The organism is Mycolicibacterium phocaicum, from assembly GCF_010731115.1.
In the GTDB taxonomy this organism is placed as follows: domain Bacteria; phylum Actinomycetota; class Actinomycetes; order Mycobacteriales; family Mycobacteriaceae; genus Mycobacterium; species Mycobacterium phocaicum.
Map to the genome: position 1 here is coordinate 4,209,995 of NZ_AP022616.1, position 25,575 is coordinate 4,235,569.

Here is a 25,575-nt window from a genome sequence, read left to right on the forward strand (position 1 = left end):
GTCGGTTGACATACAGCTGTTTGCTATCAGTCTCGATTCAGTCACTGATGCTGTGAATATGCTGGCAATATCTGCTCACGATGAACTTGCTGGTAGCCGAGCAACTATTCGTCGAGCAAAACCGCGGCCGCGTACCACTGGCACAGCAGCAGCGCCATCTCGACGTCCAGCCGGTCGTCGCCGAGCGGCCGTCCCCGACGCTCGAGCGCCCGCCCGACGCGGTACTTGACGGTGTTGAAATGCACCACCAACTCGTCGGCCGCGGCAGTGTAGCTACCTCCGTGCCGGAGGAACACCTGCAGGGTCTCCCGCAGGCGGGCGTCATTGGCGCCGGCCCCGGCCAGCGGCCCGAGAACCGTGTGGACGAACTCCCGAGCGTCGTCCTGGTTCTCGCCCATCAGCGCGGCCGCGGCGAACCCTGGGTCGTCGGCCGCGGTGACGCCGGTCAGGTCGGCCGTCACCGCGACGCTGTGCGCGCGCAGGGCCTGCCGGTGCGACCGGCGGAAGCCGTCGACGCCCGGCAGTGGGGTGCCGACGGCGACGGCAGGGGCGCTGGGATGGGAGTCCGTGAACTGCCGCAGCTGTGCCGACGCGCCGGGTCCGGTCGCGCCGGACAACGGCAGCCAGCCCCAGCCGGTCCGCTGGTCGGCCGCCGTGAACAGCGGACTGCCCTGCGTACCAACATGTTCGGCGGCCGCGCGCAGAAACTGTTCGAGTTTGGCCAACGCATCATCGTGCCCGGTGACGTGCCCGCCACCCGTCGGCCACCACAACACGACGCCCAGATGGTGACGGCGCATCGGATAGCGGATCGCGGCCGTGATGGCCTCGGGGTCAGAGTCGTTGCCCGACAACACTTCCCGCACCCGCAGCGCCTGCGTGCTGTTGCGGTTCGCGAGCCAGCGGTCGCGCTCGTCCTCGTAGACCGTGACGACCTGCTGGGAAATCCAGTCGATGTAGCGGAACGTCACCGACGTCAGCCGTTCGAAGAAGGCCAGGCTCGTCTGCGGTGCGAGCCCGGCCTGATTGATCTCTTCGCTCGCGACGTCGAGCACCAGCGCGTGGCCGATGCGGTAGGCGCGGGTGAGGGCGTTCATCGGCACGCCGCGCTGCGCGAGCCGGCGGGCGTACTCGAGGGCTGCGGTGGGCGCTTCGATGTTCTCCAGAGATATGTCGTAGCGCAGCGCGTGGAATATGGTCTCGACGTTGCCGCCGACACTGGCACGGAGTAGCTCGATGATCTCGGGATCACCGCGCAGCTCGGTGATATCGCTGGCCAGGCGGTGCCCGACGGAGCGCGCGACCTCGGCCTGGCGGGCGATGAGCCGGGTCATGATCGTGGTGTTGGCCTCGCTGACCGCCGGATCCATGAGCCGACTGTAGAGCCAAAGTTTGTGCTCAACATACAAATCATCCGACAAAGTTGATCGGCGCACGACGGAGTGGCGCACGCCACAGACTTCTACTTTTATGACATGAACCTCGCCACCCTGCCCGACCGTCGCGCTGCCGCGGCGCCGCACGCACCGGCCGTCGCCGACGATCAGACCGACCTCGACAATGCCGCATTCCTCGATGTCGTCCAGCGCGCCGCCGGGGCGCTGCGCCAGCGCGGTGTGCGCGCCGGCGACGTCGTCGGCATCATGCTCCCCAACCGCGCGGCATTCGTCGTCGCGCTGTTCGCCACCTGGCGACTCGGCGCCGTCGCGACACCCATCAGCCCGACCCTGGTAGCCGCCGAAGTCGCCTACCAGGTGGCCGACGCCGGCGCCGTCGTGCTCGTCGTCGACCGTGACGTAGAAACCACAGCCGCCGTTCTTCACGTCGACGACATGGGTGGCGAGCCCCGCACGGCCGAGCCGGTGACCGGCAACGGCGACGACCTGGCCCTGCTGATCTACACCAGCGGCACGACCGGCCGGCCCAAGGGCGTCATGCTCGACAACGCGAACCTGAATGCCATGTGCGCCATGGTGATCGAGGGCTTCGAGTTGACCGACGCCGACCACAGCCTGCTCATCCTGCCGCTGTTCCATGTCAACGGCATCGTCGTCAGTGTGCTGTCGCCGCTGCTCGCGGGCGGCCGGACCACCATCGCCGGCCGGTTCGATCCGGCGACTTTCTTCGACCGTCTGGAATCCAGCCGCGCCACTTATTTCTCAGCGGTGCCAACCATTTACACCATGCTGCTGGGCCTGCCGGCCGAGGTGCGGCCCGATACGTCCGCGGTGCGGTTCGCCGTCTGTGGTGCCGCACCGGCCAGCATCGAATTGCTGGAGGGCTTCGAAAAGCGTTACGGCATCGGCCTGGTCGAGGGCTACGGGCTGTCCGAGGGCTCGTGCGCCAGCACCGGCAACCCATTGAACGGGCCGCGCAAAGTCGGCACCGTCGGAATCCCGTTGCCGGGACAGGAGATTCGCATCGTCGACCTGGCCGGTGCCGAGGTCCCGCAGGGTGAGCTCGGCGAAGTGGTGATCAAGGGCCCCAACGTCATGCGCGGCTACCTGAACCGCCCCGAGGAGACCGAGAAGACGCTGAAGGACGGCTGGCTGCACACCGGCGACGTCGGGCGGTTCGACGAGGACGGCTACCTGGTCCTGGTCGACCGGGCCAAGGACATGATCATCCGCGGCGGCGAGAACATCTACCCCAAGGAGATCGAGACGGTCGTGCACCAGCTCGCCGGGGTCGCAGAGGCCGCCGTGGTCGGACGCGCGAGCGGGCTCTACGGCGAAGAGCCGGTGCTGTTCGTCTCCGCACACCCCGGTGCCGAACTCGACGTCGACAGCATTGCCGCGCACCTGCAGGCGTCGCTCTCGAAATACAAACTGCCCGTGGATATCACGGTTCTCGACACGCTGCCGAAGAACCCCGTCGGCAAGATCGACAAGCCGTCCCTGCGCAAAACCCTCACCGCCACCGATCCGCGAATCTAGCCTGATACCAGCAAAGGAGCTCACATCATGGGATTCATCAAACCGACCTTGCCGAAGGTCGATCTGGAAGAGTTTCTCCGGATGCCGCTGCAGGAGCGGCTCCGCATCATGTGCCTCAAATGGGTGGACGAGGGGTACGGCGCACCGCGCATGATCCACGTCCTTTACATCCTCAAGCTCACGATCTTCTACGCCATCGGCGGGGTCACGATCGCCAACGCGACATCCGACCTGCCGGCGTTCTGGCACGTCGCGCAGTGGTGGGACCAGCCGATCGTGTACCAGAAGGTGATCCTGTGGACCGTCCTCCTGGAACTCATCGGGTTCGCGGGTTCGTGGGGTCCGCTGGCCGGCAAGACCAAACCGATGACGGGCGGGTTCCGATTCTGGGCCAAGCCCAACACCATTCGGCTACGGCCGTGGAAGGCGGTGCCGTTCACGAACGGCGATCGGCGCACCTGGTTCGACATCGTCGTGTACCTGGCGCTGATGGCCACCGTGCTCGTCGCCCTGGTGCTGCCCGGTGTGCCCAGCGAATCACTGGCGAAAGCATTGCCGGACAACATTTCCGGACTGGTCGACCCGGCCCTTTTCGTCGCGCCGATCATCCTGTTCGTGCTGATCGGGCTGCGCGACAAGACGATCTTCCTGGCCGGCCGCGGTGAGCAGTACCTGCCCGCGCTGATCTTCTTCGCCACGCTGCCGTTCGTGAACATGATCATCGCCGGCAAGCTGCTGATCGGCACGGTGTGGTTCTGGGCCGGCGTCTCGAAGTTCGGTCTGCACTTCACCAACGTCATCCCGCCGATGGTGAGCAACAGCCCCGCGATCCCGTTCAAGTGGCTCAAGCGGGCCCACTACCGCAACTTCCCCGAGGATCTGCGCCCGTCGCACCTGGCCACCTTCATGGCCCACGGGCCCGGCAGCATCGTGGAAATCGCAGCGCCGCTGGCCCTTCTGTTCTCACCGTGGCCGTGGCTGTCCATCGCGGCCGCCGCCATCATGGTCAGCTTCCACTTGTTCATCATCTCGACGTTCCCGCTCGCGGTGCCGGTGGAATGGAACGTGCTGTTCGCGTACGCCACGATCTTCCTGTTCCTGGGCTTCCCGAACCAGGACGGGTACGCGGTGTGGGACATGAACCCGGGTTGGCTGGCCATCGTGCTCGCCGCGGCGCTGTCGTTCTTCCCGATCCTCGGCAACCTGCGCCCCGACCTCGTCTCGTTCCTGCCGGCCATGCGGCAGTACGCCGGCAACTGGGCCTCGGCGGTGTGGACCTTCACGCCCGGTGCCGAGGAGAAGCTGAACCGCGTCACCCGGTCGTCGCCGAACTCGGCCGACCAGTACGTCGCCTTCGGCTGGGACCCACTCACCGCCGAGGTGTTCACCCAGCAGGCGACGGCGTGGCGGGCCATGCACAGTCAGGGCCGCGGTCTGTACTCGGTGCTGCTGAACTGCCTACCCGACATCGACACCCGTGTCGTGCGGGAAGGCGAGATGTCCTGCAACACCATCATCGGCTTCAACTTCGGCGACGGGCACCTGCACAATGAGGATCTGATCCGGGCCATCCAGTCAGAGGCGCAGTTCGAGTCGGGCGAGTTCGTCATCGCCTGGGTGGAGTCGCAGCCTATCCACAAGATGACGCAGGAGTACAAGGTGATCGACGCGGCACTGGGCGTCATCGAGCGTGGCACGTGGAACGTGAAAGACCTGGTCGACGAGCAGCCGTGGCTGCCCAACGGGCCGATCCCGCTCAACGTCACCTGGCAGCGGGCCGGAGTCCTGCACTGATGAGCACCGCGGTTGTGGTCGGTGCCGGGCCCAACGGGCTCGCCGCCGCCATCACCTTGGCTGCCAAGGGCATCGACGTCACGGTGCTGGAGGCCACCGACCGAATCGGCGGCGGCATCCGTTCGAGTGAGTACGTCCTGCCGGGCCTGGTGTTCGACGACTGCGCGGCCATCCACGTGATGCCGGCGGGCTCCAAGTTCATCAAAGACCTCGGCCTGGATCGCTATGGCCTGCAGTGGAAGTGGACCGACATCGACTGCGTCCACCCGCTCGACGACGGTACCGCCGGCGCCCTCTATCGCTCGGTCGAGACGACGGCGGCCGGACTCGGCGCGGACGGAGCCCGCTGGCAGCTGCTGTTCGGTGGACCGTCGCGCCGGTTCGACAAGCTGTCCGACGACATCATGGGGCCGCTGCTCCGGGTGCCGCGACATCCATTGGGGCTGGCCCGATTCGGGGCGCCGACGGTGCTGCCCGCGGCAGCGCTGGCCCGGATCTTCCGCACCCCGCAGGCCCGGGCACTGTTCGGGGGTGTTGCCGCACATACCTTTCAGCCGCTGCACCACCCGCTCACCTCGGCGATCGGGCTAGGGATCATCACTGCCGGGCATGCCAACGGCTGGCCGGTGGCCGGCGGCGGATCGCAGGCGATCACCAACGCTTTCGAAGCGGTGCTGACCGAACTGGGCGGCAAGATCGAGACGGGCGTGCGGATCACCGCGGTGTCACAGTTGCCGCCGGCCGACATCACCGTCTTCGATCTGTCGCCCACCGCCATCGCCGGGATTCTGGGGGACCGGTTACCCGAGCGGGTGCGCCGCGCCTTCGGTCGATTCCGGTACGGTCCAGGCGCTTTCAAGGTCTACTTCGCGGTGGATGGTGACATTCCGTGGACCAACGCGGCGGCCCGCCGCGCCGGCACCGTGCACCTGGGTGGCGATTTCGCCGAGATCGCCTCGACGGAACGGGACATCCACGCGGGCCGGATGCCGCAGCGTCCCTTCGTGCTGGCATTCCAGCAGTACCTGGCCGACCCCGGCCGTTCCGTCGGGACCGTCAACCCCGTCTCCACGTATGCCCATGTGCCCAACGGCTTCAGTGGCGACGCCACCGAGGCGATCATCGCGCAGATCGAGCGCTTCGCTCCCGGATTCCGTGAGCGCATCGTCGGGCAGGCCGTGCGGTCCACCACCGAGATGTCGGTGTACAACCCGAATTACGTGGGTGGCGACATCAACACCGGTGCGAAGGACATCCGGCAGCTGGCCTTCGGGCCGCGAACGACGTTGTCGCCGTACACCATCGGGGTTCCCGGCATGTACATCTGCTCGGCGGCCACGCCGCCGGGTCCTGGCGGGCACGGTATGTGCGGGGCCAACGCCGCCGCCGTCGCACTGGCTCGGTTGGGGCGCTAGCTACACGTTCACCGCGATGGTGTGCATCTCCCAGATGAGCACTTCTGTGCCGTCGGCGCCCGCGGTGATGCGCTGCCCGCCGGTCGCGGTGAGTCGCACGGCATCACCGGTGCCCAGCGGACCGGAGCCTTCGAACTCGGCCGCTCCGCGGGTGACGAAGACGTGGCCGTACGGTGCGTCCGGCACCTGTACGGTGCTACCGGCATCCAGCCGCGCGACGTGCAAAGTGGCATAGCTGTTGCCGAAGGTGATGGCGGCGTCGTCCCGGTACTTGCGCATGCCGGATGCCATGGGAATCAACGTGTTTCCGGCGAGCTCGGTGCTGATGTCGGCTTCCTGATAACTGGGCGCGCCGCCGAGATCTTCCGGCGGAATCCACATCTGGACGACCCGCAGGGGCTGACGGTCCTGCCGCCCGGCGCCGTTGCGCTCCGAGTGCCGCAGGCCGGTGCCCGCACTCATCCGCTGCGCCAGACCGGGGTAGATGGTGCTCTCGTTGCCCAGCGAATCCTTGTGCACCAGTGTGCCTTCGAGGACCCAGGTGATGATCTCCATGTCCCGGTGGTCATGCGCGTCAAAGCCTTCCCCGGGGTCGACGGTGTCCTCGTTGTTGATCATCAGCAGGCCGTGCGCGTTGGCCGCCAGATCGAAGTTGCCGGTCGCCGGGAACGACTGCCACGATTCCAGCCATTCGTTGCGCCAGTGCCACCGTTCGGCAGCACGGATGACGCGAACAGGCACAGCCGTCGGGTGAGTCACCGGTCAATTCTGGCAGGACGTGCACCATGGAGGCATGACCCGTTCGCTACAGCGCGTATTCGCCGCCGTGCTGGTGGTTGTGGCGCTGCTCGCGGTCGGCGGCTGCCTCGGCCGGCACTCTGCGATGGGTGCTCCGGGCAATGGCATACCCGTCGGCACCTCGAGCAACTCGCTGCAGGCGGGAGGGCTGACACGGACATTCCGCGTGTACCGCCCGGCCGGGCTCAACGCCGTGAGTCCACTGGTCGTCATGCTGCACGGTGGCTACGGCGACGGCGCGCAGGCCGAGCGCGCCTACAACTGGGACGCCCAGGCCGACACCGGCCGGCTCGTCGTCGCTTATCCCGACGGTATGGATCGTGCGTGGAACGCCGGAACCTGTTGCGGGATACCGAAGAACCGCAACATCGACGACGTCGGGTTCATCACCGCGATGGTGGGCGCGATCGAAGCGCAGATTCCGATCGACCCGGCGCGCGTCTACGTCACCGGCATGTCCAACGGAGCCATGATGGCGCTGCGCCTCGTGTGCCAGACGGACCTGTTCGCCGCCGTCGCCCCGGTCGCGGGAACGCTGCTGACCGACTGTTCGCACGCCGCGCCGACCTCGGTACTGCAGATCCACGGCACCGCCGACGATCGCGTGCCCTTCGACGGCGGGCCGGGCAAGGCCAGAACGGTCACCGGCGCACCCAATGTCGATGGGCCGTCGGTGCCCGCCGTGAACGCGACGTGGCGCGGTATCGACGCGTGCGGAGCTCCGGCTATGTCAACCACCGGCGCGGTCACGACGCAGACGGCCGACTGTCCCGGTGGCCGCACCGTCGAATTGATCAGCGTCGCCGGTGCCGGCCATCAGTGGCCGGGCGGGGTCCCGAGCCCATTGGCGCAACGGCTCGGTGACCTGCCGCCACCGTCGACCGCCGTGAATGCGACCGACACCATCTGGCGGTTCTTCGCCGCGCACCATCGCTGAGAACTCGCGAATATACGAAATGTCGAACAGGCAGCTGGAAAATCCCCGGATTGTCCGAGCGGGGCGGATGTGTCCTGGCGCACACTGAGGCCGTGACCGCCAGTGGTGAGGTGAGATGAGTCGACAGTGGCGGGTTGCGCTCGTCCAGGCCAGCCCCCTGCAGGGCGAGGATCCGGTGGCCGAACTGGCTGCTGAGCTCGCGGCGATCCTCGCCGAGCGCCCGAACACCCAGATGGTGGTGTTCCCCGAGATTCACCTGCTCGGCGCGAGCGACGGTGCTGCCGATACGCGGTCCTATTTCGATGCGGTCGCCGAGCCCCTCACCGGACCACTCGTGCGGGCGCTCGGCGCCGTGGCCGCCGACGCCGGCGTCTGGCTGCTGCCCGGCTCGATCGCCGAGCGTGGCGAAGACGGCCGGGTGTTCAACACCGCTCTGGTCTTCGATCCCGACGGCCGTCTCGTCTCGTCGTACCGCAAGGTGTTCCCGTGGCGCCCGCACGAGCCGTGGGCGTCCGGTGCCGGTTTCACGACCTTCGACGTACCCGGCGTCGGCCGGATGGGCGTCAACATCTGCTACGACAGCTGGTTCCCCGAGGCGACCCGGCAGATCGCCTGGCTCGGTGCGGAAGTCGTGTTCAACATCGTCAAGACGACGTCCGACGACCGCGCGCAGGAACTCGTCCTCGCCCGCGCCAACGCCATCACGAACCAGATCTACTACCTCAGCGTGAACGCCGCCGGGCCACTCGGGCGCGGGCAGAGCATCTACGTCGGACCGGAGGGTGAGGTGCTCGCGCAGGCGGCACACGCCGAGGCCGAAGTCACGCATCTGACGATCGACCTCGATCAGGTGACCGCCGTGCGGACCCACGGCACCGCCGGGGTCAACCGGGTATGGGAACAGTTGCACGCCGACGACGACCCGATCGAGCTGCCCGCCTACGCCGGTCAGCTGGTGCACCAGCGGTGGCAGCCGCAGCCCGTCAACCCTGAAGGACGCTCATGACCGAAACCGCCCAGCGGCCCGGCGAGGCCGGCCACCTCAACGCGACCCTCGGCCTGGGTGGCGTGACGCTGTTCGGCCTCGCCTACATGGCGCCGATCATCGTCCTGGGCATCTTCGGCGTGATCGCCGAGGTCGGCGGGAGCCAGCGCCGGTTCGTATCTGCTGGCCACCGTCGCCATGCTGTTCACGGCCGCGAGCTACGCGAAGATGTCGGTGCACTATCCGGTCGCGGGCTCGTCGTACACCTACGTCCGCAAGGCGCTGGATTCGCGGCTCGGCTTCCTGGTGGGCTGGACGATCCTGCTCGACTACCTGTTCCTGCCGCTGGTCATCTGGTTGATCGGCGCCGCGTACCTGACCGGTGAGTTCCCATCGGTGCCGGCGTGGGTGTGGATCGTGGCGTTCATCGTCGTGACGACCGCGCTGAACATCCTCGGACTCAAGGTGGCGGACAAGGCCAACCTGGTCCTGATGGCCTTGCAGTTCCTCGTGATCGCGCTGTTCATCGGTTTCGCGGTGGCCCACATGGTGTCCCGCCACGGCGGTGGCTCGCTGCTGTCCGTCACCCCGTTCAGCGGGACCGGTGGTTTCCCGGCCATCGCCGCGGGCGCAGCCATCGCGGCGTACTCGTTTCTCGGCTTCGACGCCGTCAGCACGCTCACCGAGGACACCAAGAATCCGCAGCGCAACATCCCGCGCGCGATCATGCTGGTCGCCCTCATCGGCGGCGTGGTCTTCGTGACGGTCGCGTACATCCTGACGCTGGTACAGCCCGGAGGTACGTTCCCGAACGCCGATTCGCTGGCCGCCGACACGGCCCGGACCATCGGTGGCGCGCTGTTCGCCGCGTTCTTCGTGACCGGGCTGATCATCGGTCAGTTCACCTCAGGCCTGGCGGCGCAGGCCAGTGTGTCCCGGTTGCTGTATGCGATGGGCCGAGACTCGGTGCTGCCCAAGAAATTCTTCGGCACGCTGTCGCCGCGGTTCTTCACGCCCGTCTTCAACATCGTGCCGTGCGGGCTCATCGGGCTCGGCGCGGTGTTCCTCAGCGTCGCCACGTCGACGTCGTTCATCAACTTCGGCGCGTTCACGGCCTTCACGTTGGTGAACCTGTCGGTGATCGGCTACTTCGTCCGGCATCGCCACGAGCAACGACTGAATCCGCTGACGTACGTGGTGATTCCGCTGATCGGTGCGGTCGTCGACGTCTACCTGCTCACCCAACTCGGCAGTGCCGCACTGACTCTCGGGGTGATCTGGACGTCGATCGGCGTGGTGTACCTGCTGGTTCTCACCCGTGGTCTGCGCGTCCCGCCGCCGGAGTTGTCACTGGCTGAGTAGGGGTGCGCTGCTGCGGGCGAGCGGGGCGCAGTGGACGTCGAAGCGCTTGGCGACGGTGTCCAGCGTGTGCTGCAGGTGCGGACGGCGACGGCGGTGGGTGGCCAGGAACTGGGCCATCCCGACGGCTTGGCGCGGGACGGGATACCAGCGCGCCACGTCCAGTCCGCAGTCCCGAAAAACACTGAGGGGCAAGGCGTCTGCGATGAGGCTGAGGTTGTGCACGGCCAGCGTCATCAAGGCGTGGGGGAACACCGCGTTGCATTTGCGGCGCAGGTCGATCATGTCGAGCTCGTAGAGCGGCACCTCGGTGAGCTGGCCGGTGAACATCAGATGCGGCAGGAAGTAGCCCATGTACGTGGTCAGATGCAGGGTTGCCCCGCGTGCGTTCAACGACAACACCCGGCCGCTGGGGGAGGTGTAGGGCTCATACGGTGGTGAGTGCTTCAGCAGATACCCGGTGCAGTTGACGATCCAGCTGTCCGGGTCGATCGCCCGGACCGCGCCGCTGCGGAGCTGCATCTCGGCCCGGCCGTCGCGATCGACGACATCGACCAGATGGTCCATCACGATGTCGCGCAAGCCGGCCGCGATGGCGTCCCGTTCCGCCGTCGACAGCACGCCGAGCAAGAAGTTCCCGGTGCTGGGCGTCACCCAGACGCCACACCGCTCACGCCAGTGGCGAGCCACTTCCTCTTCGTTGGTGCCGTCGAACATCCGGGTCACTTCGTCGGCGAAGGCGTTGAACGTCAAGCCACCCCACCACCGCCTGCCGCCGGTGGGGAACAGCCGGTCGCGGTGCGCGAAGTAGGTTCCCGAACCCGCCAGCAGGTTCACTTCTCGTCCAGGGTGGCGGTTGATCAGCGCGTGCGCGGTGTCCATCGCGGTCTTGCCGCTGCCGATCACCCACACCGGAGCGTCGCTGGCGTCGATGTCGCCGCTGCGCATGTCGCAGTAGTTCGGCGACACCGAGCGGACGCTGGTGCTGGACAGCGGCAGCGGATCGTTCGGCTCGACGTCGGAAGCGATGGCCTTGATCAGGCGCTTGGCCTCGACCACCATGGTGCGGCCGTCGTCCGACCGGCACTGCACGCGGACGACGCCGTCGGCCTCTTCGTCGGATTGCATTGTCCAGCCGTAGTATTCGTCCACCGTGACGCGCCGCCGCAGCACGTCCAGACAGTGGTCGAAATGTGCCAGCACTTCGTGTTTGGTGGCCAGGTGCGAGGGCTCGGCGCCCAGCGTCCAGCCGATGTTCCCTGCGGTGAAGAACGGGTGTGGCTGGTGCAGTCGCACGTATTCGTAGGTGTCGACCCACATGCCGCCCACGCGCTGCCGACGATCCAGCAGGATGACCCGCTGGCCGGGCGACAGGTACTGCGACGTCGTGAAAAGGGCATTCAGGCCCGCGATCCCCGCCCCGACGATGCAGACGTCGCAGCGTTCGACCGCGGCGCTCACGGGTTCAGCCCTGTGGTGTCGAACATGGCGCCCTCCTTGTCCTTTGAAAAGGATACGGCATCGGACGCGGGCTGTACATCGGCCGATTGGCGTATTTGGTTGGTGCCGCTACAGCGATATGGCGAGCAGCGTCCGGACGAGTTCGGCCTGGCGGTGGGTGCCCGTCTTGTCGAAGATGTGTTGAACGTGGGTCCTCACGGTCCCGGCGGACAGGCACATGCTCTCGGCGATGGGTTTGATGCCGTCGCCTTGTATCAGCCTGATGGCCACCGCCGCTTCGGCCGTCGTCAGCCCGTACAGGCGGCGCAGCATCTCGGTGTCCGGCTGCGGGTGCTGTTCGGGATCCAGGATGAGCACCAGCGCCCGTGATTCGGCGAGCGGAGCCGTCACGTGTTGGAACGGCAGGACGTGAATGACGTAGGGGCGCAACCCCGATGGGCGCGGGCACAACAGGGAGGTGCCGCCCCGAACCGATCCGGTCTGTCCGAGTGCGGCGTTGATGCCGTGGCGCAGCGTCGCGTCGGCCGGCGGGTGCGCGAACTCGAAAGAGCCCTCGTGGATGGTCAAGCCGTCGTGGCGGCGGACGATGTTCTCCGCCGCGGTGTTCAGGTATCGCACCGACAGCGCGCAGTCCACGACGGCCATCCCGATGCGGGTGACATTGTCCATCGCCGACGAGATGTTGCGGATCTGGTGGCTGGCCGCGCTGAGGTCGTGCTGGATGCGCAGTGCGCGCTGGAAGTGCGGGACCAGCGCCGTGGCCAGCTGCACCCGTTCGGCGGTGTCGAACGGGTCGGAACGTTTCTCGGTGGCCACCAGCCAGGTGGCGGGCTCAGGTCCGTCCGTCAGCCGGACGAACAGGCCGTCGTCGAGTCGGTGCGGCCGCATCCAGTCCATGCGGAACTCTGCCTTCGGCTGCAGCTCGGCGAGTCCCTGACAGCTGTGCACATACCCGACGGGCCCGTTCTCGACCGCCTCGAGGAGGTAGTCGATGTGGCGGTAGTACTCCGCGTACTCGGCCAGAGCGTCGGTCGGGATGGTGACGCTCTGGGGTGCTCGGCTCACGCCATCGGCCAGCACCAGTGCCGCTCCGCCGGTCGCCTCGAACATGGTGTGGAGTGCAGCCATGGTCGCGGTCCAGTGCTCTGGCTGGACGGCGGAATCGTAGATCGAGGAGACTACGCGAGAGAAGTCTTCGACCGTGACCACGGCCGACACTCCCTGCGATGTGTTGCGTTCACGTCTGGCGCCTTTCGCGACGTGATCCCCCCACGAATGGACAGGTGCTGCCGAAATCGTAATTCAAGACCAAAGGTATGTAAAGTGTTGGCTTGGTGATTGCTGAGAGTTGGATCAGCGGCGCCGGCGGTGCGGGCAGATCGCGATTAGCGGGGGATCGCGATCTGTACGTACCGCATAGACCGGTTGACGCGAAGCGGTAGGGAAATCCCCTATATCGCTGGTGAGGTCCAGGCCATACGTTGCGTTCATGCTTCCGGTGGAACCGTGCTACCTCGTCGAGTGGTACCACCCGAAATTCTTCGGCTCGACGCTTGCTGAAGCGGCCGCGCTGCTCGACGCGGTCGCCGCGTCGCTGTCGACGGGAGAGACGATGGTGCGGGTGGCCAGCGTGATCTCGGTCCCCAACGACGAGGTCGCGTTCGGCATCTTCGTAGCCGACTCGGCCGACATCGTCACGCGAACGTGTGACCAAGCCGGGTTTCCCGTGCAGCGTGTCAGTGCCGCGAGCGACATCGAGTTCCCGGCCGGCGCATAGTCTCCGTTCGGGTATCCCGAAGGAAATGCACAGCGCATAATCGCGGTGTGCTGGGAAACCGCCTGGATGAGTCGCGGGTGATCAGCGAATTCTTGGCCTCGGCGCGGTGGCCCGCCGCCTTGCTTTTGGAGGGTGAGGCGGGCATCGGAAAGACGACGCAGTGGTTGTCGGTGATCGATCAGGCAGGGGCCCTGGGGATTCGGGTGCTGGCGGCGCGTACGGCTGCGGCGGAGTCGGTGTTGGCGTACGCGTCGCTCGCTGATCTGTTGGGCGACGTCGAGGCGGCGGTGTTGGCGGATCTGCCCGGTCCGCAGCGGATGGCGATGGACCGGGTGCTGCTGCGTGGGACGGGCGACGATGACGAGGCGACGGATCCCCGGGCGGTGGCGGCCGGCTTCGTGTCGGTTGTCGAGCGGCTGGCCGACGAGTCGCCCGTGATCATCGCGATCGACGATCTGCAATGGCTGGATACCTCGAGCCGGCAGGTGGTGGCGTTCGCCGCGCGGCGGCTCGTGGGGCGGATCGCCCTGCTCGGCACCGTGCGTACCGAGCCGCAGCACAGTGCTGCGGTGTCGTGGCTCCAGTTGCCGAGGGTTGATGCAGTGTCCCGAATTCGGTTGCAGCCCTTGAGCCTTGGCAAGCTGCACGGCGTGCTTGTCGATCGGCTCGGGCTGAGTCTGCCGCGGCCCACCATGGTCCGGATTCACGAGATTTCGGGCGGTAACCCGTTTTATGCCCTGGAGCTGGCCCGTACGACCGGTGGTGCGGCACCGCCCGGCGAGATGTCATGGCCGGGCACACTGGCCGAGTTGGTCCAGGACAGGATCGGCAGAGTCGGCGCCGACGCGCGCGAAGCGCTGTTGGTGGTGGCGTGTGCCGCCACTCCGTCGGTGGAACTTGTTGCCCAAGTGACGGATTCGACAACCGACGACGTCGTCGCGGTACTGGAGTCGGCCGAGAGCAACGGCATCGTCGGGATCGACGGTGAGCGGATTCGCTTCACGCATCCGCTGCTGGCGGCCGGGGTCTACGTGGCCGCAACCCCGACGCAGCGGCGTGCGACGCATCGCCGGCTGGCCGCGGCCATCGACGAACCCGAGCTGCATGCTCGCCATCTTGCCCTCTCGGTGACACGGGGTGATCCGCACACGTTGCAGGCTCTGGACATCGCCGCGGAGAGAGCGCTGGTCCGTGGTGCGCCGGCTGCCGCGGCCGAATTGCTCGATCTGGCAACCGGACTCGGCGGCGACACCCCGGAGCGCCGCATACGTCAGGCGAACCACCACTACAACGCCGGCGATGCCGACCGCGCCCGGGCGTTGCTCAACCGGACCGTGGGCGAAGACGTCTCGGGACCGATCAGAGCGCAGGCGTTCAGCTTGCTCGGTGCCATCGAGATCGTCGACCGAAGCCACAGCGGGGCGGCTCGGTTACTCGAGTGCGCGCTTGCGGAGGCCGCCGCCGATCTGGCTGCACAGGTGCAGATCCTGGTGCCGATGTCGTTCGCGCTCTACAACATTGACCATCGCGAGCTCGCGGCCCGCCGAATCGACGATGCCGTCGCTCGTGCAAACCGGCTCGGTCAGCCGGGGTTGTTGAGCCAGGCGCTGAGCATGCGCACCCTGATCCAATTCTGGCTGGGTAGCGGTGTCGACGAGGAAAGCCTGCAGCGGGCAGTCGACTTGGATGAGGGTGACCCGGCCACTTCGGTATTCTTCCTGCCCCGGATGCACAGAGCCATCCTGTTGTCGTGCACCGGGCGCCTCGACGAAGCCCGGGCGGAATTCCGCATCGTCAGACAGCAATGTATCGACGGCGGCGTCGAGACCGACCAGAACTTCGTCGCCATCAACACCGTCCACAACGAGCTCTGGCAAGGGGATCTCGCGGCGGCCACTCTGCTGGCCGACGACGCCATGGAACGCGCCGTACATCTCGGCGGCTTTCACCACACCGCGGCGCTGGTCATGCGAGCACGATGCGCCGCGTATGCCGGCAAGGAAGAGGCAGCGCGCGACGCTGTCCGCGAAGTGGTGGCGACCGTGCCATTGTCGGAGTGCTTCATCTTGACCGGCGAGGCGATCATGGCCCTGGGCTTCCTGGACGTCTCGCTGGGCAATTACGAAGCCGCGCTGGAAGTGCTCGAGCCGCTGTTGTCGACCTTCGCAGACCGGCGCCGGGCGACGGAGATTTATGTCGCGGAGTGGTTGCCCGATGCGGTCGAGGTGCTGGTCGGGTTGGGGCGACTGGCCGAGGCGGAGCCGTTGGTCGAGGCGCTGGAGGTCAATGGTCGCCGGCTGGATCGCGCGTGGATGCTGGCGGTCGGTGGCCGGTGCCGGGCTCTGCTGCTGGGTGCACAGGGCCACGTCGACCAGGCGGCTGCGGAGGCCGAGCACGCGCTGACCGAACACGACCGGCTGCCAATGCCTTTCGAGCGGGCACGCACCCTGCTGGTGTTGGGGCAGCTGCAGCGGCGGCAACGCCGCCGGGCCGTCGCGGTGGCCACGCTGCAGGAGGCATTGGCGGCGTTCGAGGGACTCGGCACACCGCTGTGGGCCGAACAGGCGCGTCGTGCGCTGGGCCGCATCGACGAACGTTCCGACCGCGGTGCGGTGCTGACGGCGTCGGAGCGCCGCATCGCCGAGCTCGTGGCATCGGGGATGAGCAACCGTGAAGTGGCCGCGAAGCTCTTCGTCAGCGCCAAGACGGTCGAGGTCCACCTGTCCCGGATCTACCGGAAGCTGGGCATCCGGTCGCGGGCGGAACTCGGCTGGCGCATCGCTCGTCCCGATCAGTGACGTTGACCGAAACGCGGCCGGCCTGTTGCGACTACGTGATCCCGGCCAGTGAGACGACGCCGCCGGGTGGCCCGCGTGCCGTCAGTAGCGTTCGGCGCCGATATCCCGCGAAACGATCAAGGAGACAACGATGTTCACCCGTTTGACCCGGGGCAAACGATTCGCGCTGCTCGCGGCGAGCACGCTGCTGTGCAGCCTCACCGTCGCGACCGGAAACGAGGCCGCCCAGGCCGCACCGCCGGACCGGGCGCCGACAGTCGTCTACCTCGTCGAACACGGCGAACCCGTTTTCACCGATCCGGCGATGCCGTTGTCGGACAACGGTATCCGTTATGCGAAGGCAGTAGCGGCGGTCCTGAAGGACGTCACGTTCACGAACATCTATTCGTCGCCCGCGCTGCGTTCCAAGCAGACCGTCTCATACGCCGCCGACGCCCGCGGCATGGCCGTCCAGCAGTTGCCCAATGCCGATCCCAAGACACCATCCGCTGACGCGGCCGCGCCGCTCGCCGACGCGGTGTCGAAGCTGCCGGCCGGTTCGGTGGCACTGATCGGCGGCAACACCGAGAACATCTACCGGATCATGAACACCCTCGGGATTCCGGTCCAGGCCGGCTGCCAACCAGGTCAGCGTTGCGTGCCCTGCCTGGACAAGACCTGCTTCACGCCGAACGATCTCAGCACGGTCCGGCAACTGACGCTGTACCCGCAGAGTTCGGGATTCCCGCCCGGCATGGGGCTGGTTACCGGCATGCAGCGCATTCACCCGGAGACGCAGAACGTGTTCAATCCACCCACGCCCAAGTAACGGCCCGGCTTGGCGCCGAACGCGAGTCAGGCCGCGGCGTGGCTGGACTCGCGTTTGGCGCCATCTTTCGGCTCGGATGTGGACCCGCCGGCCGGTGCCGTCTGGGCGTCACCGGCATCCTTGGCGGGCCCGTTCTTCTTCTTCTTCGGCTTGGGGGTCTTGGTCGGCGGGTTGTCCGGATCAGTTTTCGGCTTGGTCGACTTCACCGGCGGCGTATCGGGATCCGCCTCGGGTTTGGGTGATTTGGCCTTTGGTTCGTCGGTCCCCGTCGCCTTGGCGTCGGGATCGGTCTTGGTGTCCGTCTTCGTGTCGGCCGGTGCGTCGGCCTTCGGGTCCGTCTTCGCGTCGGTCTTCGTGGCCTCGGGGGCCTCGACCGTCGTCTTCTGATCCGTGGCCGCCGGCTTGTCCTCGGCGGTCGCCGCCACCGGTGCCAAGGCGGCGGTCTTCTTGGCCGAGGCATCCAGAGTCGTCACGGGCGGCGAGGCGGCCGGTGTCGCCGCCAGGGCCGGCAGGTGCAGTTCGGAGCGGATGTCGTTGACGAAGTTGTCGGCGCCTTCCTGCAGCGCGCCCGGGATCGCATTGAGCGTCTCGATGATTTTCGACAGCGGAGTGAACAACGAGAACGGCGTCTTCTTTTCCGGATGCAGGTTGTCGCGGTCGGTGTAGCCCATGTCGACCAGCACCCGCAGCAGCGGCTCGACGGCGTCCAGCAGCGGTTTGACCAGAGGCGTCAAGCCGATGGCGCCGGCGCCGATGCGCAGTGGCACCAGCAGCGGCAGATCGGGCGTCTTGATGAACACGTAGGTGTCCGTCCCGCCCGCGCCGTTGTCGGGCACGACCGTGACGATGGCCGGCGTGGTGCCGGGGATGTACGAGTCGTAGTACGCGTCGGGGTGGGCGTACATGACGCCGAGCAGGCTGTTGGCCAACGACAGCGGGTTGAAGTACGCCGGGAAGTCGGCGTAGGGGTCGTACTCGCGGGTGTAGAACGTGGTGTCATATGGCGACGGCGCGGACGGGCCCTGGTTGTTGACGATGAGGGGCACGTTGATGCCGGGGAACCGCTCGAAGATGCCGCCGTTGCCGGCGAAGGGCGAGCCGATCATCACGAACGACAGCTGTGACGGTGCGGGGCCCGTGCCATTGGCCAGCAGTCGGCGTTTGGCCCACTCGGCGCCCAGACTGCCTTCCGAATAGCCGGCGACGATCAGCTGCTCGCCCGGCCGGGATGTGATGGCGTTGTACACCTTCGGTCCGGAGACGGTCGTGCTCGCCGACAGCTGGATCGAGGCCGGGTAGTCGATGGGCAGGTATGTGTAGCCCGGCGGCACCACGGTGTGATTGAGCTTGGCCGGAATGTTGGCCGACGTCGGGTCGCCCCGTCCACCGATGCCGATCACCGTGTTCATCAGGCCGACGACGAAGCTCGAGGTGATGTTGGTGGCCGGACTCACGAGCAGTGCACAGCACAGTGCGATCAACAGGAAGACGCGTGGCATTCCGCGAACGGCAGGACTGGTGGCCGGCAACATCTGCACTGACATCGACGCTCCCCCGACTAGGCGTGAACCGGACGGTACTCCCGCGACCAGGCCTTTAGACGGGAATTTGCAACTTCCCCCGGAACAAAAGAACGGATGGTGCTCCGGTAATCCGGAACACCACCCGTGTCTTTCGTGAGTGCCTGCTAGGGGCAGGTCACCTCGATCTCGAAGGGCTTCTTGGTGGGCTCCATCGGGTTGGCCATGTCGACCCCGGTTGCGGTGCCGCTGATCTTGTAGGTCTTGCCGTCCTTGGTGGCCTTGGCCTCGCCGCCCGGGACACCGTCGGTGTAGCCCAGGGTGACGCCGTTGACGGCGCCCAGGCCGACGGTCTTGACGACCGGCGGGTCGGCGTCGGTCAGGGTGACGCCCAGGCCGCCCGAGGCGTTGCCGATGGCGATGACCAGGTTGCCGGCCGCCGTGGTGCAGCCGATCTGGCCCTGAACGTCCTGGGCCTTGCCGTCGATGCTGACCTTCGCGGTGCCGGAGCCTGCGGTGGAGTTACCCGCAGCCGACGACGCCGAGGCCGACGCGGTGGCCGACGAGCCGGACGACTTCTTGTCATCCTTGGAACAGCCGGTCAGACCGGCGGCCAGAACCGCGGCACCAGCGACCGCGACAACCAAACCACGCTTCATAACTTGTGCTCCTAATTTGTGCGAACCGTCCGGACGGCGGGTCATCCAGTGCATTATGGGGTCCGCCAACCGCCCTTTCACCAAATTCACAGAAAATCCCTGTAACCGTCCTGACCTGTTTGTTTCCGCGTAGTTAGCCGGCATTCGGGAGTCGGGGCGGACAATTGATTGAATACAGCGGTGAGTCAGCAGTTCTTCGGAGTCACCGCGCAGCTGCCGGACCGGCGCGGCCGGGCCGGCGTGATCCACACTCCGCACGGTGACATCCAGACCCCGGCGTTCATCGCCGTCGGTACCGCGGCGACGGTCAAGGGCGTCCTGCCGGAGACCATGAAATCGCTTGGGGCGCAGGCGCTTCTGTCCAACGCCTACCACCTGTACCTGCAGCCCGGGCCCGATGTGGTGGACGAGGCGGGCGGGCTGGGCGCCTTCATGAACTGGCCCGGGCCGACGTTCACCGACAGCGGCGGCTTTCAGGTGATGTCGCTCGGGGTGGGCTTCAAGAAGGTGCTGGCCATGGACACGGCCCGCTTGCAGGCCGACGACATCATTGCCGAGGGAAAAGAGCGGCTGGCCCATGTCGACGAAGACGGCGTGACGTTCCGCTCGCACCTCAACGGCGACAAACACCGCTTCACACCCGAGGTGTCCATCGGCATCCAGCACCAGCTGGGCGCGGACATCATCTTCGCCTTCGACGAGCTGACCACCCTGGTGAACACCCGTGCCTATCAAGAACGTTCGGTGGAACGGACCCACCGGTGGGCGGTGCGGTGCCTGGCCGAACACCGCCGACTGAGCATCGAACGCGAGGGCAAGCCGGCGCAGGCGCTGTTCGGGGTGGTGCAGGGCGCGCAGTACGAAGACCTGCGCCGCCAGGCCACCAAGGGGCTCGTCGGCATCGTCGACGACGACGGGCACGGCTTCGACGGATACGGTATCGGGGGCGCGCTCGAGAAGCAGAACCTGGCGACCATCGTCGGCTGGGTCACCGACGAACTGCCCGACGACAAACCGCGGCATCTGCTCGGTATCAGCGAGCCCGATGACCTGTTCGCCGCCATCGAGGCCGGCGCCGACACCTTCGACTGCGTGTCGCCATCGCGGGTCGCCCGTAACGCCGCGATGTACTCGGCGACCGGCCGTTTCAACGTCACCAACGCCCGGTTCAAGCGCGACTTCAATCCCATTGACGCCGAATGCGATTGCTACACCTGCGCCAACTACACCCGGGCGTACATGCACCACCTGTTCAAGGCCAAGGAGATTCTGGCGTCCACGCTGGGGACGATCCACAACGAGCGGTTCATCATCCGGCTCGTCGACCAGATCCGCGCCGCGATCGGCGCCGGTGAGTTCGACGAGCTGCGGGACCACGTGCTGGGGCGCTACTACCGCAGCTAGTCCGACAGCGCGTCGGCGAGAATGGCTTGTGCTGTCCGGCAGAGCATCTCGGTGGCCTGCTCCGGACTGATGCCGGCCACGTCAACCAGCCAGACGTACGCTTCGATACCGGTTGCCGCGCGGATGGTGAGAGCGAGTCGGTGTAGATCGAGCCCGGGGTTGCTGTCACGGAGGGGGCTCAAGGCGTCCTCGATCCAGGGGACGGCGTGTCCGCGGCGCAGCTCCGGCAGCTCGGCGCTGTCTGGTTCGAGGGAAAGCCGCAGTGCGGCACGGAGTTCCGGCTCCCACTCGATGGTGATCCGGAGGCACTCGCGCATCACGAGTTCCAGTCGGTGGCTGGGGGACTCGGGTGCGGACTCGGGAAGCAACGACGGCGCGTCGAGTTCCGGGTGTACTGCCGCCAACAGTGATCGTTGGTTCGGGAAATACCGATACGCCGTGGTGCGGGAAATGTCGGCGGCGTGGGCGGCTTCCTCGACGGTGGGTAGGAGACCCCGCGCGAGTAGGCCACGCGTGGCATCCACGAGCGCAGCGCGGGTGCGCGATTTCTGGCTGCGCCTGCCGGTGGACTCATATGGTATTTGAGTGCCCATCATGGGACAATGATCCCATAAAGTAGAGGGAGGGGCCTCGACATGAGAATCGCAATCAGCGGTGCCGGGATCGCCGGTCCGACCCTCGCCTATTGGCTGCGCCGCGGCGGGCATGACACAACCCTGATCGAGAAGTCTCCGCAGCGGCGCACCGGCGGCTATGTCGTCGACTTCTGGGGCCTGGGATACGACATCGCCGAACGCATGGGCCTGTGCCCGCAACTCGAGGCCGCCGGATACCAGGTCGAGGACGTGCGACTCGTCGACCGTCGCGGAGACCGCGTCGGCGGTTTCCCGACCGCCGGTCTCCGGCGGGCGTTGGGCGGCAGGTTCACGAGCGTGCCGCGCGGCGACTTGGCGGCCTTGATCCACGGTGCCATCGACGACGACGTGGAGACGGTCTTCGGCGACACCATTACCGAGGTCAGCCAGGACGTCGCGGGTGTGCGGCTCGAACTGGAACACGGTGGCGGCCGTGAATTCGATGTGCTCGTCGGCGCCGACGGCTTGCACTCGCCGGTGCGGCGCTTGGTGTTCGGGCCTGACTCGAGGTTCGAGCACGATCTCGGCTATCGGGTGGCCGCCTTCGAAGCACGTGGATATCGGCCCAGGGATGAACTCGTCTACGTCTCGCACGGGTTGCCGCGGCGAATGGTCAGTCGGTTCACGATGCGCGACGACCGCACGATGTTCCTGCTGGTGTTCACGGCCGACCAGGTGCGAGGGCCAGAGCCGGCCGGAATCGGCGAGGTGAAAGCGCTTCTGCGGGAGGTGTTCGCCGACTCTGGCTGGGAGAGTCGCCAGATCCTCATGGCGCTGGATGCGGCCGACGACGTGTACTACGACCGGGTCTGCCAGATCCGGATGGCGAAGTGGTACGACGGGCGGGTCGCGGTGATCGGTGATGCGGCCGCCGCGGTATCGCTGCTGGCCGGTGAAGGCACCGGACTGGCCATGCTGGAGGCCTACGTGCTGGCCGGCGAAATCGAGCGTGCCGGCGCTGAATTCGTGACCGCCTTCGACCGGTACCAACAGTCGCTGCGTCCGTTCATCGCGGGGAAACAGCGGGCCGCGGAGCGTTTCGCCTCGTCTTTCGCCCCGCGCACCGCACCGGGGGTATGGGTCCGTAACCAGTTGAGCAAGCTGCTGTCGTATCCGGGCGTCGGGGACTGGATGCTCCGCCGCCAATTGCACGACGATTTCCGCCTGCCCGACTACGCCCCGAGCTAGCCACCTGCGGCGATCCGGCGCTGTGCACAATTGCTTGTATGACTGGTGCACCTGGAGTGATCGACCCGCAAACCTTGCTTCTCGGGTTGATGGATCCGGGCAACCGGGCCGATCCGTACCCGCTGTACGAGCGATTCCTGGACACCGGACCGCTGGCGCTGCCCGACGCGAATCTGGTCGTGTTCCCCGGATTCGCCGAGTGCGACGAGGCGCTGCGGCACCCGGCATCGGCCAACGACCGGTTGAAGTCGACGGTCACGCAGAAGCAGATCGCCGCCGGCCAGCGGCAGGCGCGGCCCTTCGGCGAACCGGGGTTCCTGTTCCTCGATCCGCCCGACCACACCCGGTTGCGTGGGCTGGCGCAAAAGGCGTTCGCGCCCAAGGTGATCAAGGCGCTCGAGGCCGACATCGTGACCATGGTGGACGGGCTGCTCGAGGGTGTGACGGGCACGATGGATGTGGTGGCCGACCTGGCCTATCCGTTGCCGGTCGCGGTGATCTGCCGGCTGCTCGGGGTGCCGATGGCGGACGAGCCGCTGTTCAGCCGGGCGTCGGCGCTGCTGGCAGGCGGGCTGGACCCGTTTGTCGCGGTCAACGACGAGACGGCCGATGACACCGCCGACCTGATGGAGGCCGGACTCTGGCTGCGCGGGTATCTGCGGGACCTCATCGAGGAGCGGCGCAGCTCGCCGGGGGAGGACCTGATCTCCGCGCTGATCGCCGCCGAAGAGGACGGCGACCAGCTGACCTCCGAGGAGATCGTCGCCACCTGCAATCTGCTGCTGATCGCCGGGCACGAGACCACGGTCAACCTCATCGCCAACGCGGCGCTGGCCATGCTGCGGCACCCGCAGCACTGGGCGGCGCTGGCGGCAGACCCCGCGCGGGCGTCGGCGATCGTCGAGGAGACACTGCGGTTCGACCCACCCGTGCAGCTGACCAGCCGCGTCGCCGTCGAGGACATCCAGATCGGCGGTGTGGCGGTGCCCAAGGGTGACATCATGATGTTGCTTCTGGCTGCCGCGCAACGGGATCCGCGCATGTATGACCGGCCCGGCGAATTCGACCCGGACCGCGGCGTGATCAAGCATCTGGCGTTCGGCAAGGGCCCGCACTTCTGTCTCGGCGCGCCGCTGGCCCGGTTGGAGGCGTCGGTCGCGCTGTCGGCGCTGGCTGAGCGGTTCCCGAACGCGCAGCTGGCCGGTGAGCCCGTGTACAAGCCCAACCTGACGCTGCGCGGTCTGGCCACCCTGCCGGTGACCGTCTGATCCCCGCTACTCTCGCGCGTATGCCTTCAGTTCTCGTCACCGGTGCCGGTCGCGGCATCGGGCTGGCCATCACGCAGCACCTCGCCGCGACCGGCTGGGACGTCATCGCCGGGGTGCGCTCGGAGGCCGACGCCGCCGCGGTCGTGGCGCTGGCCCCGAAACGGATTTCGGCGGTGATCCTCGATGTCACCTCAGAAGACGATGTCGAGGCACTGTCGGAGGCATTGCCGAGCCGGCTCGACGCCGTGGTGAACAATGCCGGCATCGTGGTCGCCGGTCCCGTCGAGACGCTGACTCCGGCGGACTGGCGGAAGCAGTTGGACGTCAACGTGGTCGGCCAGTTCGCCGTGACGGCGGCCGTGCTGCCCAAGTTGCGGGAGTCCCGGGGCCGCGTGGTGTTCATCTCCAGCGTCAACGGGCAGCTGTCGACGCCGATGATCGGCGCTTACGCGGCATCGAAGTTCGCGCTGGAAGCCGGTGCCGAAGCGCTGCGAATCGAATTGCGGCCCTGGGGGATTCCTGTCGTGGTCGTCGAACCCGCGCAGACCGATACGGACATGTGGCGCAAGGCCGACGACATGGTCACCGACCTCGAGGCCGGCGTCTCGCCGACGCACCACGCGCTGTACGGCCGACATATCGCCGGCATGAAGAAGATGGTGCCGCTGTCGCAGAAGATGGCCGTCGATCCGGCGAAAGTCGTTGCGGTGGTGGAGGAAGCGCTCACCGCGCGGCGACCCAAGGCGCGCTACATCGTCGGGCTGGGGCCGAAGCTACAGGCGGCGCTCATGACGAACATCCCGGCATCCGTACGCGGGTTCTTGCTGGCCAAGGTCTTCGGGGTGCCGCGCCGGGTATGACGGCTGTTGAAACTGAGCTTATGTGTCAGATCCTTTGCGAGATTGGCACATAAGCTCATTCTCGGCGAGTGGTTGTGAAGATCCATGGCTCGTGCGGCAATCTGGCCGGGTCGAACTCGGCGAGCATGCCGTCGAGTGTGGTGGCGGTGTAGCCCAGAGATGCCGCGATCTGTGCCAACGCCGCCTCCGCGCCGATCTCCGAAACCGTCACCGCGTCATCGCGTTTGGCCAGCCGCTTGCCCTCGGCGTTGAGAACCAACGGAACATGCGCGTAGACGGGCGGCGAATAGCCCAGTAGCGCAGCCAGATACGCCTGTCGCGGCGACGACGAGAGCAGATCATCGCCGCGGACCACCTGGTCGATGCCCTGCGCGGCGTCGTCCACCACGACGGCCAGGTTGTAGGCCGGGACGTTGTCGCCGCGGCGCAGCACGAAGTCGTCGACGACGCCGGTATAGCTGCCGTGCAGCAGGTCGGTGACGTTGTATTCGTCTGTTTCCGAACGTAATCGGATGGCCGGCGGGCGGCCGGTGGCCCGGCGCCGGGCACGCTCGTCGGCGCTGAGGTTCCGGCAGGTGCCCGGATAGGCGCCTTCGGGCGCATGCGGGGCCCGCGGCGCCTGCAGGATGTCCTTTCTGCTGCAAAAACATTCGAACGTCAGGCCGCGTTGGGCGAGATCATCGACGACGGCGAGGTAGCGGGCCTCGTGTGCCGTCTGATACTCGGGTGGTTCGTCCCACGTCAGCCCGACAGCCGTCAGGTCGTCCAGCTGCCGCTGTGCCACATCGGGGAACGTACGATCGTCCAGATCCTCGACCCGCACCAGGAACCGCCGGCCCGTGGACCGCGCGAACAACCACGCCAGCACCGCCGTACGCACGTTGCCGATGTGCAGGTCGGCGGACGGGCTCGGCGCGAACCGGCCGGCGGGGGAATGGGACACGACCGCAATGTAACGCGCCGGGCGATGAGA

The 25,575-nt window shown here is 67.0% G+C and carries 21 protein-coding genes; 13 read left to right on the forward strand and 8 right to left on the reverse strand.

Annotation, left to right across the window (positions count from 1 at the left end; all coding sequences use genetic code 11):
- Positions 1 to 104: 104 nt before the first annotated feature.
- On the reverse strand, positions 105 to 1,370 hold the full coding sequence (locus G6N46_RS20215) for a PucR family transcriptional regulator (RefSeq protein WP_138251025.1): 1,266 nt from the start codon (positions 1,368 to 1,370) through the stop codon (positions 105 to 107).
- A gap of 105 nt (positions 1,371 to 1,475) precedes the next feature.
- On the opposite strand from G6N46_RS20215, the gene G6N46_RS20220 reads away from it, so the two are divergent.
- From G6N46_RS20220 to G6N46_RS20230, 3 genes are read left to right on the forward strand one after another with little or no spacing between them, the layout of a single operon-like run.
- Complete coding sequence (locus tag G6N46_RS20220; RefSeq protein WP_138251024.1) at positions 1,476 to 2,936, forward strand: class I adenylate-forming enzyme family protein; 1,461 nt, start codon at positions 1,476 to 1,478, stop codon at positions 2,934 to 2,936.
- Positions 2,937 to 2,963: 27 nt separating this feature from the next.
- Positions 2,964 to 4,730, forward strand: coding sequence for a DUF3556 domain-containing protein (locus G6N46_RS20225; protein WP_138251023.1), 1,767 nt, complete (start codon positions 2,964 to 2,966; stop codon positions 4,728 to 4,730).
- The gene (locus tag G6N46_RS20230; protein WP_138251022.1) at positions 4,730 to 6,145 is read left to right on the forward strand and encodes a phytoene desaturase family protein; all 1,416 of its coding nucleotides are present in this window, start codon (positions 4,730 to 4,732) and stop codon (positions 6,143 to 6,145) included. The genes G6N46_RS20225 and G6N46_RS20230 overlap by 1 nt, the downstream gene beginning before the upstream one ends.
- Here G6N46_RS20230 and G6N46_RS20235 read toward each other — a convergent pair whose 3' ends face one another.
- On the reverse strand, positions 6,146 to 6,904 hold the full coding sequence (locus G6N46_RS20235; RefSeq protein ID WP_234880814.1) for a pirin family protein: 759 nt from the start codon (positions 6,902 to 6,904) through the stop codon (positions 6,146 to 6,148). It abuts the gene before it with no gap.
- 34 nt (positions 6,905 to 6,938) lie between these two features.
- Here G6N46_RS20235 and G6N46_RS20240 point away from each other — a divergent pair, with 34 nt between their 5' ends.
- The 3 genes from G6N46_RS20240 to G6N46_RS20250 all read left to right on the forward strand — a co-directional run bounded on the left by G6N46_RS20240 (position 6,939) and on the right by G6N46_RS20250 (position 10,227).
- Positions 6,939 to 7,880, forward strand: a complete 942-nt coding sequence (locus tag G6N46_RS20240) for a CE1 family esterase (protein WP_138251021.1) — start codon at positions 6,939 to 6,941, stop codon at positions 7,878 to 7,880.
- Positions 7,881 to 7,995: 115 nt separating this feature from the next.
- A complete protein-coding gene (locus G6N46_RS20245) occupies positions 7,996 to 8,886 on the forward strand; it encodes a carbon-nitrogen hydrolase family protein (RefSeq protein WP_138251020.1) in 891 nt (296 codons plus the stop codon).
- Between the two features lie 177 nt (positions 8,887 to 9,063).
- Positions 9,064 to 10,227, forward strand: coding sequence for an APC family permease (locus tag G6N46_RS20250; RefSeq protein WP_234880813.1), 1,164 nt, complete (start codon positions 9,064 to 9,066; stop codon positions 10,225 to 10,227).
- On the opposite strand, the gene G6N46_RS20255 is transcribed toward G6N46_RS20250, so the two are convergent.
- Both G6N46_RS20255 and G6N46_RS20260 read right to left on the reverse strand, forming a co-directional pair.
- Positions 10,213 to 11,685: an NAD(P)-binding protein gene (locus G6N46_RS20255; RefSeq protein WP_138251019.1), complete on the reverse strand. Its 1,473-nt coding sequence runs from the start codon at positions 11,683 to 11,685 to the stop codon at positions 10,213 to 10,215. The two genes, G6N46_RS20250 and G6N46_RS20255, sit on opposite strands and share 15 nt — an antisense overlap.
- Before the next feature lie 108 nt (positions 11,686 to 11,793).
- Positions 11,794 to 12,894: a helix-turn-helix transcriptional regulator gene (locus G6N46_RS20260; protein ID WP_138251018.1), complete on the reverse strand. Its 1,101-nt coding sequence runs from the start codon at positions 12,892 to 12,894 to the stop codon at positions 11,794 to 11,796.
- Positions 12,895 to 13,174: 280 nt separating this feature from the next.
- Here G6N46_RS20260 and G6N46_RS20265 point away from each other — a divergent pair, with 280 nt between their 5' ends.
- The 3 genes from G6N46_RS20265 (at position 13,175) to G6N46_RS20275 (ending at position 17,068) form a co-directional block, all read left to right on the forward strand.
- A complete protein-coding gene (locus tag G6N46_RS20265) occupies positions 13,175 to 13,462 on the forward strand; it encodes a hypothetical protein (protein ID WP_064859832.1) in 288 nt (95 codons plus the stop codon).
- A 47-nt stretch (positions 13,463 to 13,509) separates the two neighbouring features.
- Positions 13,510 to 16,260 (forward strand): helix-turn-helix transcriptional regulator, encoded by a 2,751-nt coding sequence (locus tag G6N46_RS20270; RefSeq protein WP_234880812.1) that lies wholly within the window; start codon positions 13,510 to 13,512, stop codon positions 16,258 to 16,260.
- Between the two features lie 130 nt (positions 16,261 to 16,390).
- Positions 16,391 to 17,068, forward strand: a complete 678-nt coding sequence (locus tag G6N46_RS20275; RefSeq protein ID WP_064859833.1) for a histidine phosphatase family protein — start codon at positions 16,391 to 16,393, stop codon at positions 17,066 to 17,068.
- 26 nt (positions 17,069 to 17,094) lie between these two features.
- Here the strand turns inward: G6N46_RS20275 and G6N46_RS20280 are convergent, their stop codons facing one another.
- Both G6N46_RS20280 and G6N46_RS20285 read right to left on the reverse strand, forming a co-directional pair.
- Positions 17,095 to 18,567 carry a PE-PPE domain-containing protein gene (locus tag G6N46_RS20280; RefSeq protein ID WP_163692918.1) on the reverse strand — a complete coding sequence of 491 codons (1,473 nt, stop codon included), beginning with the start codon at positions 18,565 to 18,567 and terminating at the stop codon, positions 17,095 to 17,097.
- A gap of 188 nt (positions 18,568 to 18,755) precedes the next feature.
- Positions 18,756 to 19,247 (reverse strand): lipoprotein LpqH, encoded by a 492-nt coding sequence (locus G6N46_RS20285; RefSeq protein ID WP_133426124.1) that lies wholly within the window; start codon positions 19,245 to 19,247, stop codon positions 18,756 to 18,758.
- Positions 19,248 to 19,427: 180 nt separating this feature from the next.
- Here G6N46_RS20285 and tgt point away from each other — a divergent pair, with 180 nt between their 5' ends.
- On the forward strand, positions 19,428 to 20,651 hold the full coding sequence (tgt, locus tag G6N46_RS20290) for a tRNA guanosine(34) transglycosylase Tgt (RefSeq protein ID WP_138251016.1): 1,224 nt from the start codon (positions 19,428 to 19,430) through the stop codon (positions 20,649 to 20,651).
- On the opposite strand, the gene G6N46_RS20295 is transcribed toward tgt, so the two are convergent.
- Positions 20,648 to 21,175, reverse strand: a complete 528-nt coding sequence (locus G6N46_RS20295; RefSeq protein ID WP_234880811.1) for a TetR/AcrR family transcriptional regulator — start codon at positions 21,173 to 21,175, stop codon at positions 20,648 to 20,650. The two genes, tgt and G6N46_RS20295, sit on opposite strands and share 4 nt — an antisense overlap.
- Before the next feature lie 111 nt (positions 21,176 to 21,286).
- Here G6N46_RS20295 and G6N46_RS20300 point away from each other — a divergent pair, with 111 nt between their 5' ends.
- Genes G6N46_RS20300 through G6N46_RS20310 form a run of 3 tightly spaced genes read left to right on the forward strand, consistent with a single transcriptional unit; the run spans position 21,287 to position 24,602 of the window.
- Entirely contained in the window at positions 21,287 to 22,474 is a 1,188-nt protein-coding gene (locus tag G6N46_RS20300) for an FAD-binding domain (RefSeq protein ID WP_138251014.1), read from the forward strand.
- Between the two features lie 38 nt (positions 22,475 to 22,512).
- Positions 22,513 to 23,742, forward strand: a complete 1,230-nt coding sequence (locus G6N46_RS20305) for a cytochrome P450 (RefSeq protein ID WP_138251013.1) — start codon at positions 22,513 to 22,515, stop codon at positions 23,740 to 23,742.
- Between the two features lie 20 nt (positions 23,743 to 23,762).
- Positions 23,763 to 24,602 carry an SDR family NAD(P)-dependent oxidoreductase gene (locus tag G6N46_RS20310; protein ID WP_138251012.1) on the forward strand — a complete coding sequence of 280 codons (840 nt, stop codon included), beginning with the start codon at positions 23,763 to 23,765 and terminating at the stop codon, positions 24,600 to 24,602.
- Between the two features lie 55 nt (positions 24,603 to 24,657).
- Here the strand turns inward: G6N46_RS20310 and gluQRS are convergent, their stop codons facing one another.
- Positions 24,658 to 25,545, reverse strand: coding sequence for a tRNA glutamyl-Q(34) synthetase GluQRS (gene gluQRS / locus G6N46_RS20315; RefSeq protein WP_138251011.1), 888 nt, complete (start codon positions 25,543 to 25,545; stop codon positions 24,658 to 24,660).
- Positions 25,546 to 25,575: the final 30 nt, after the last annotated feature.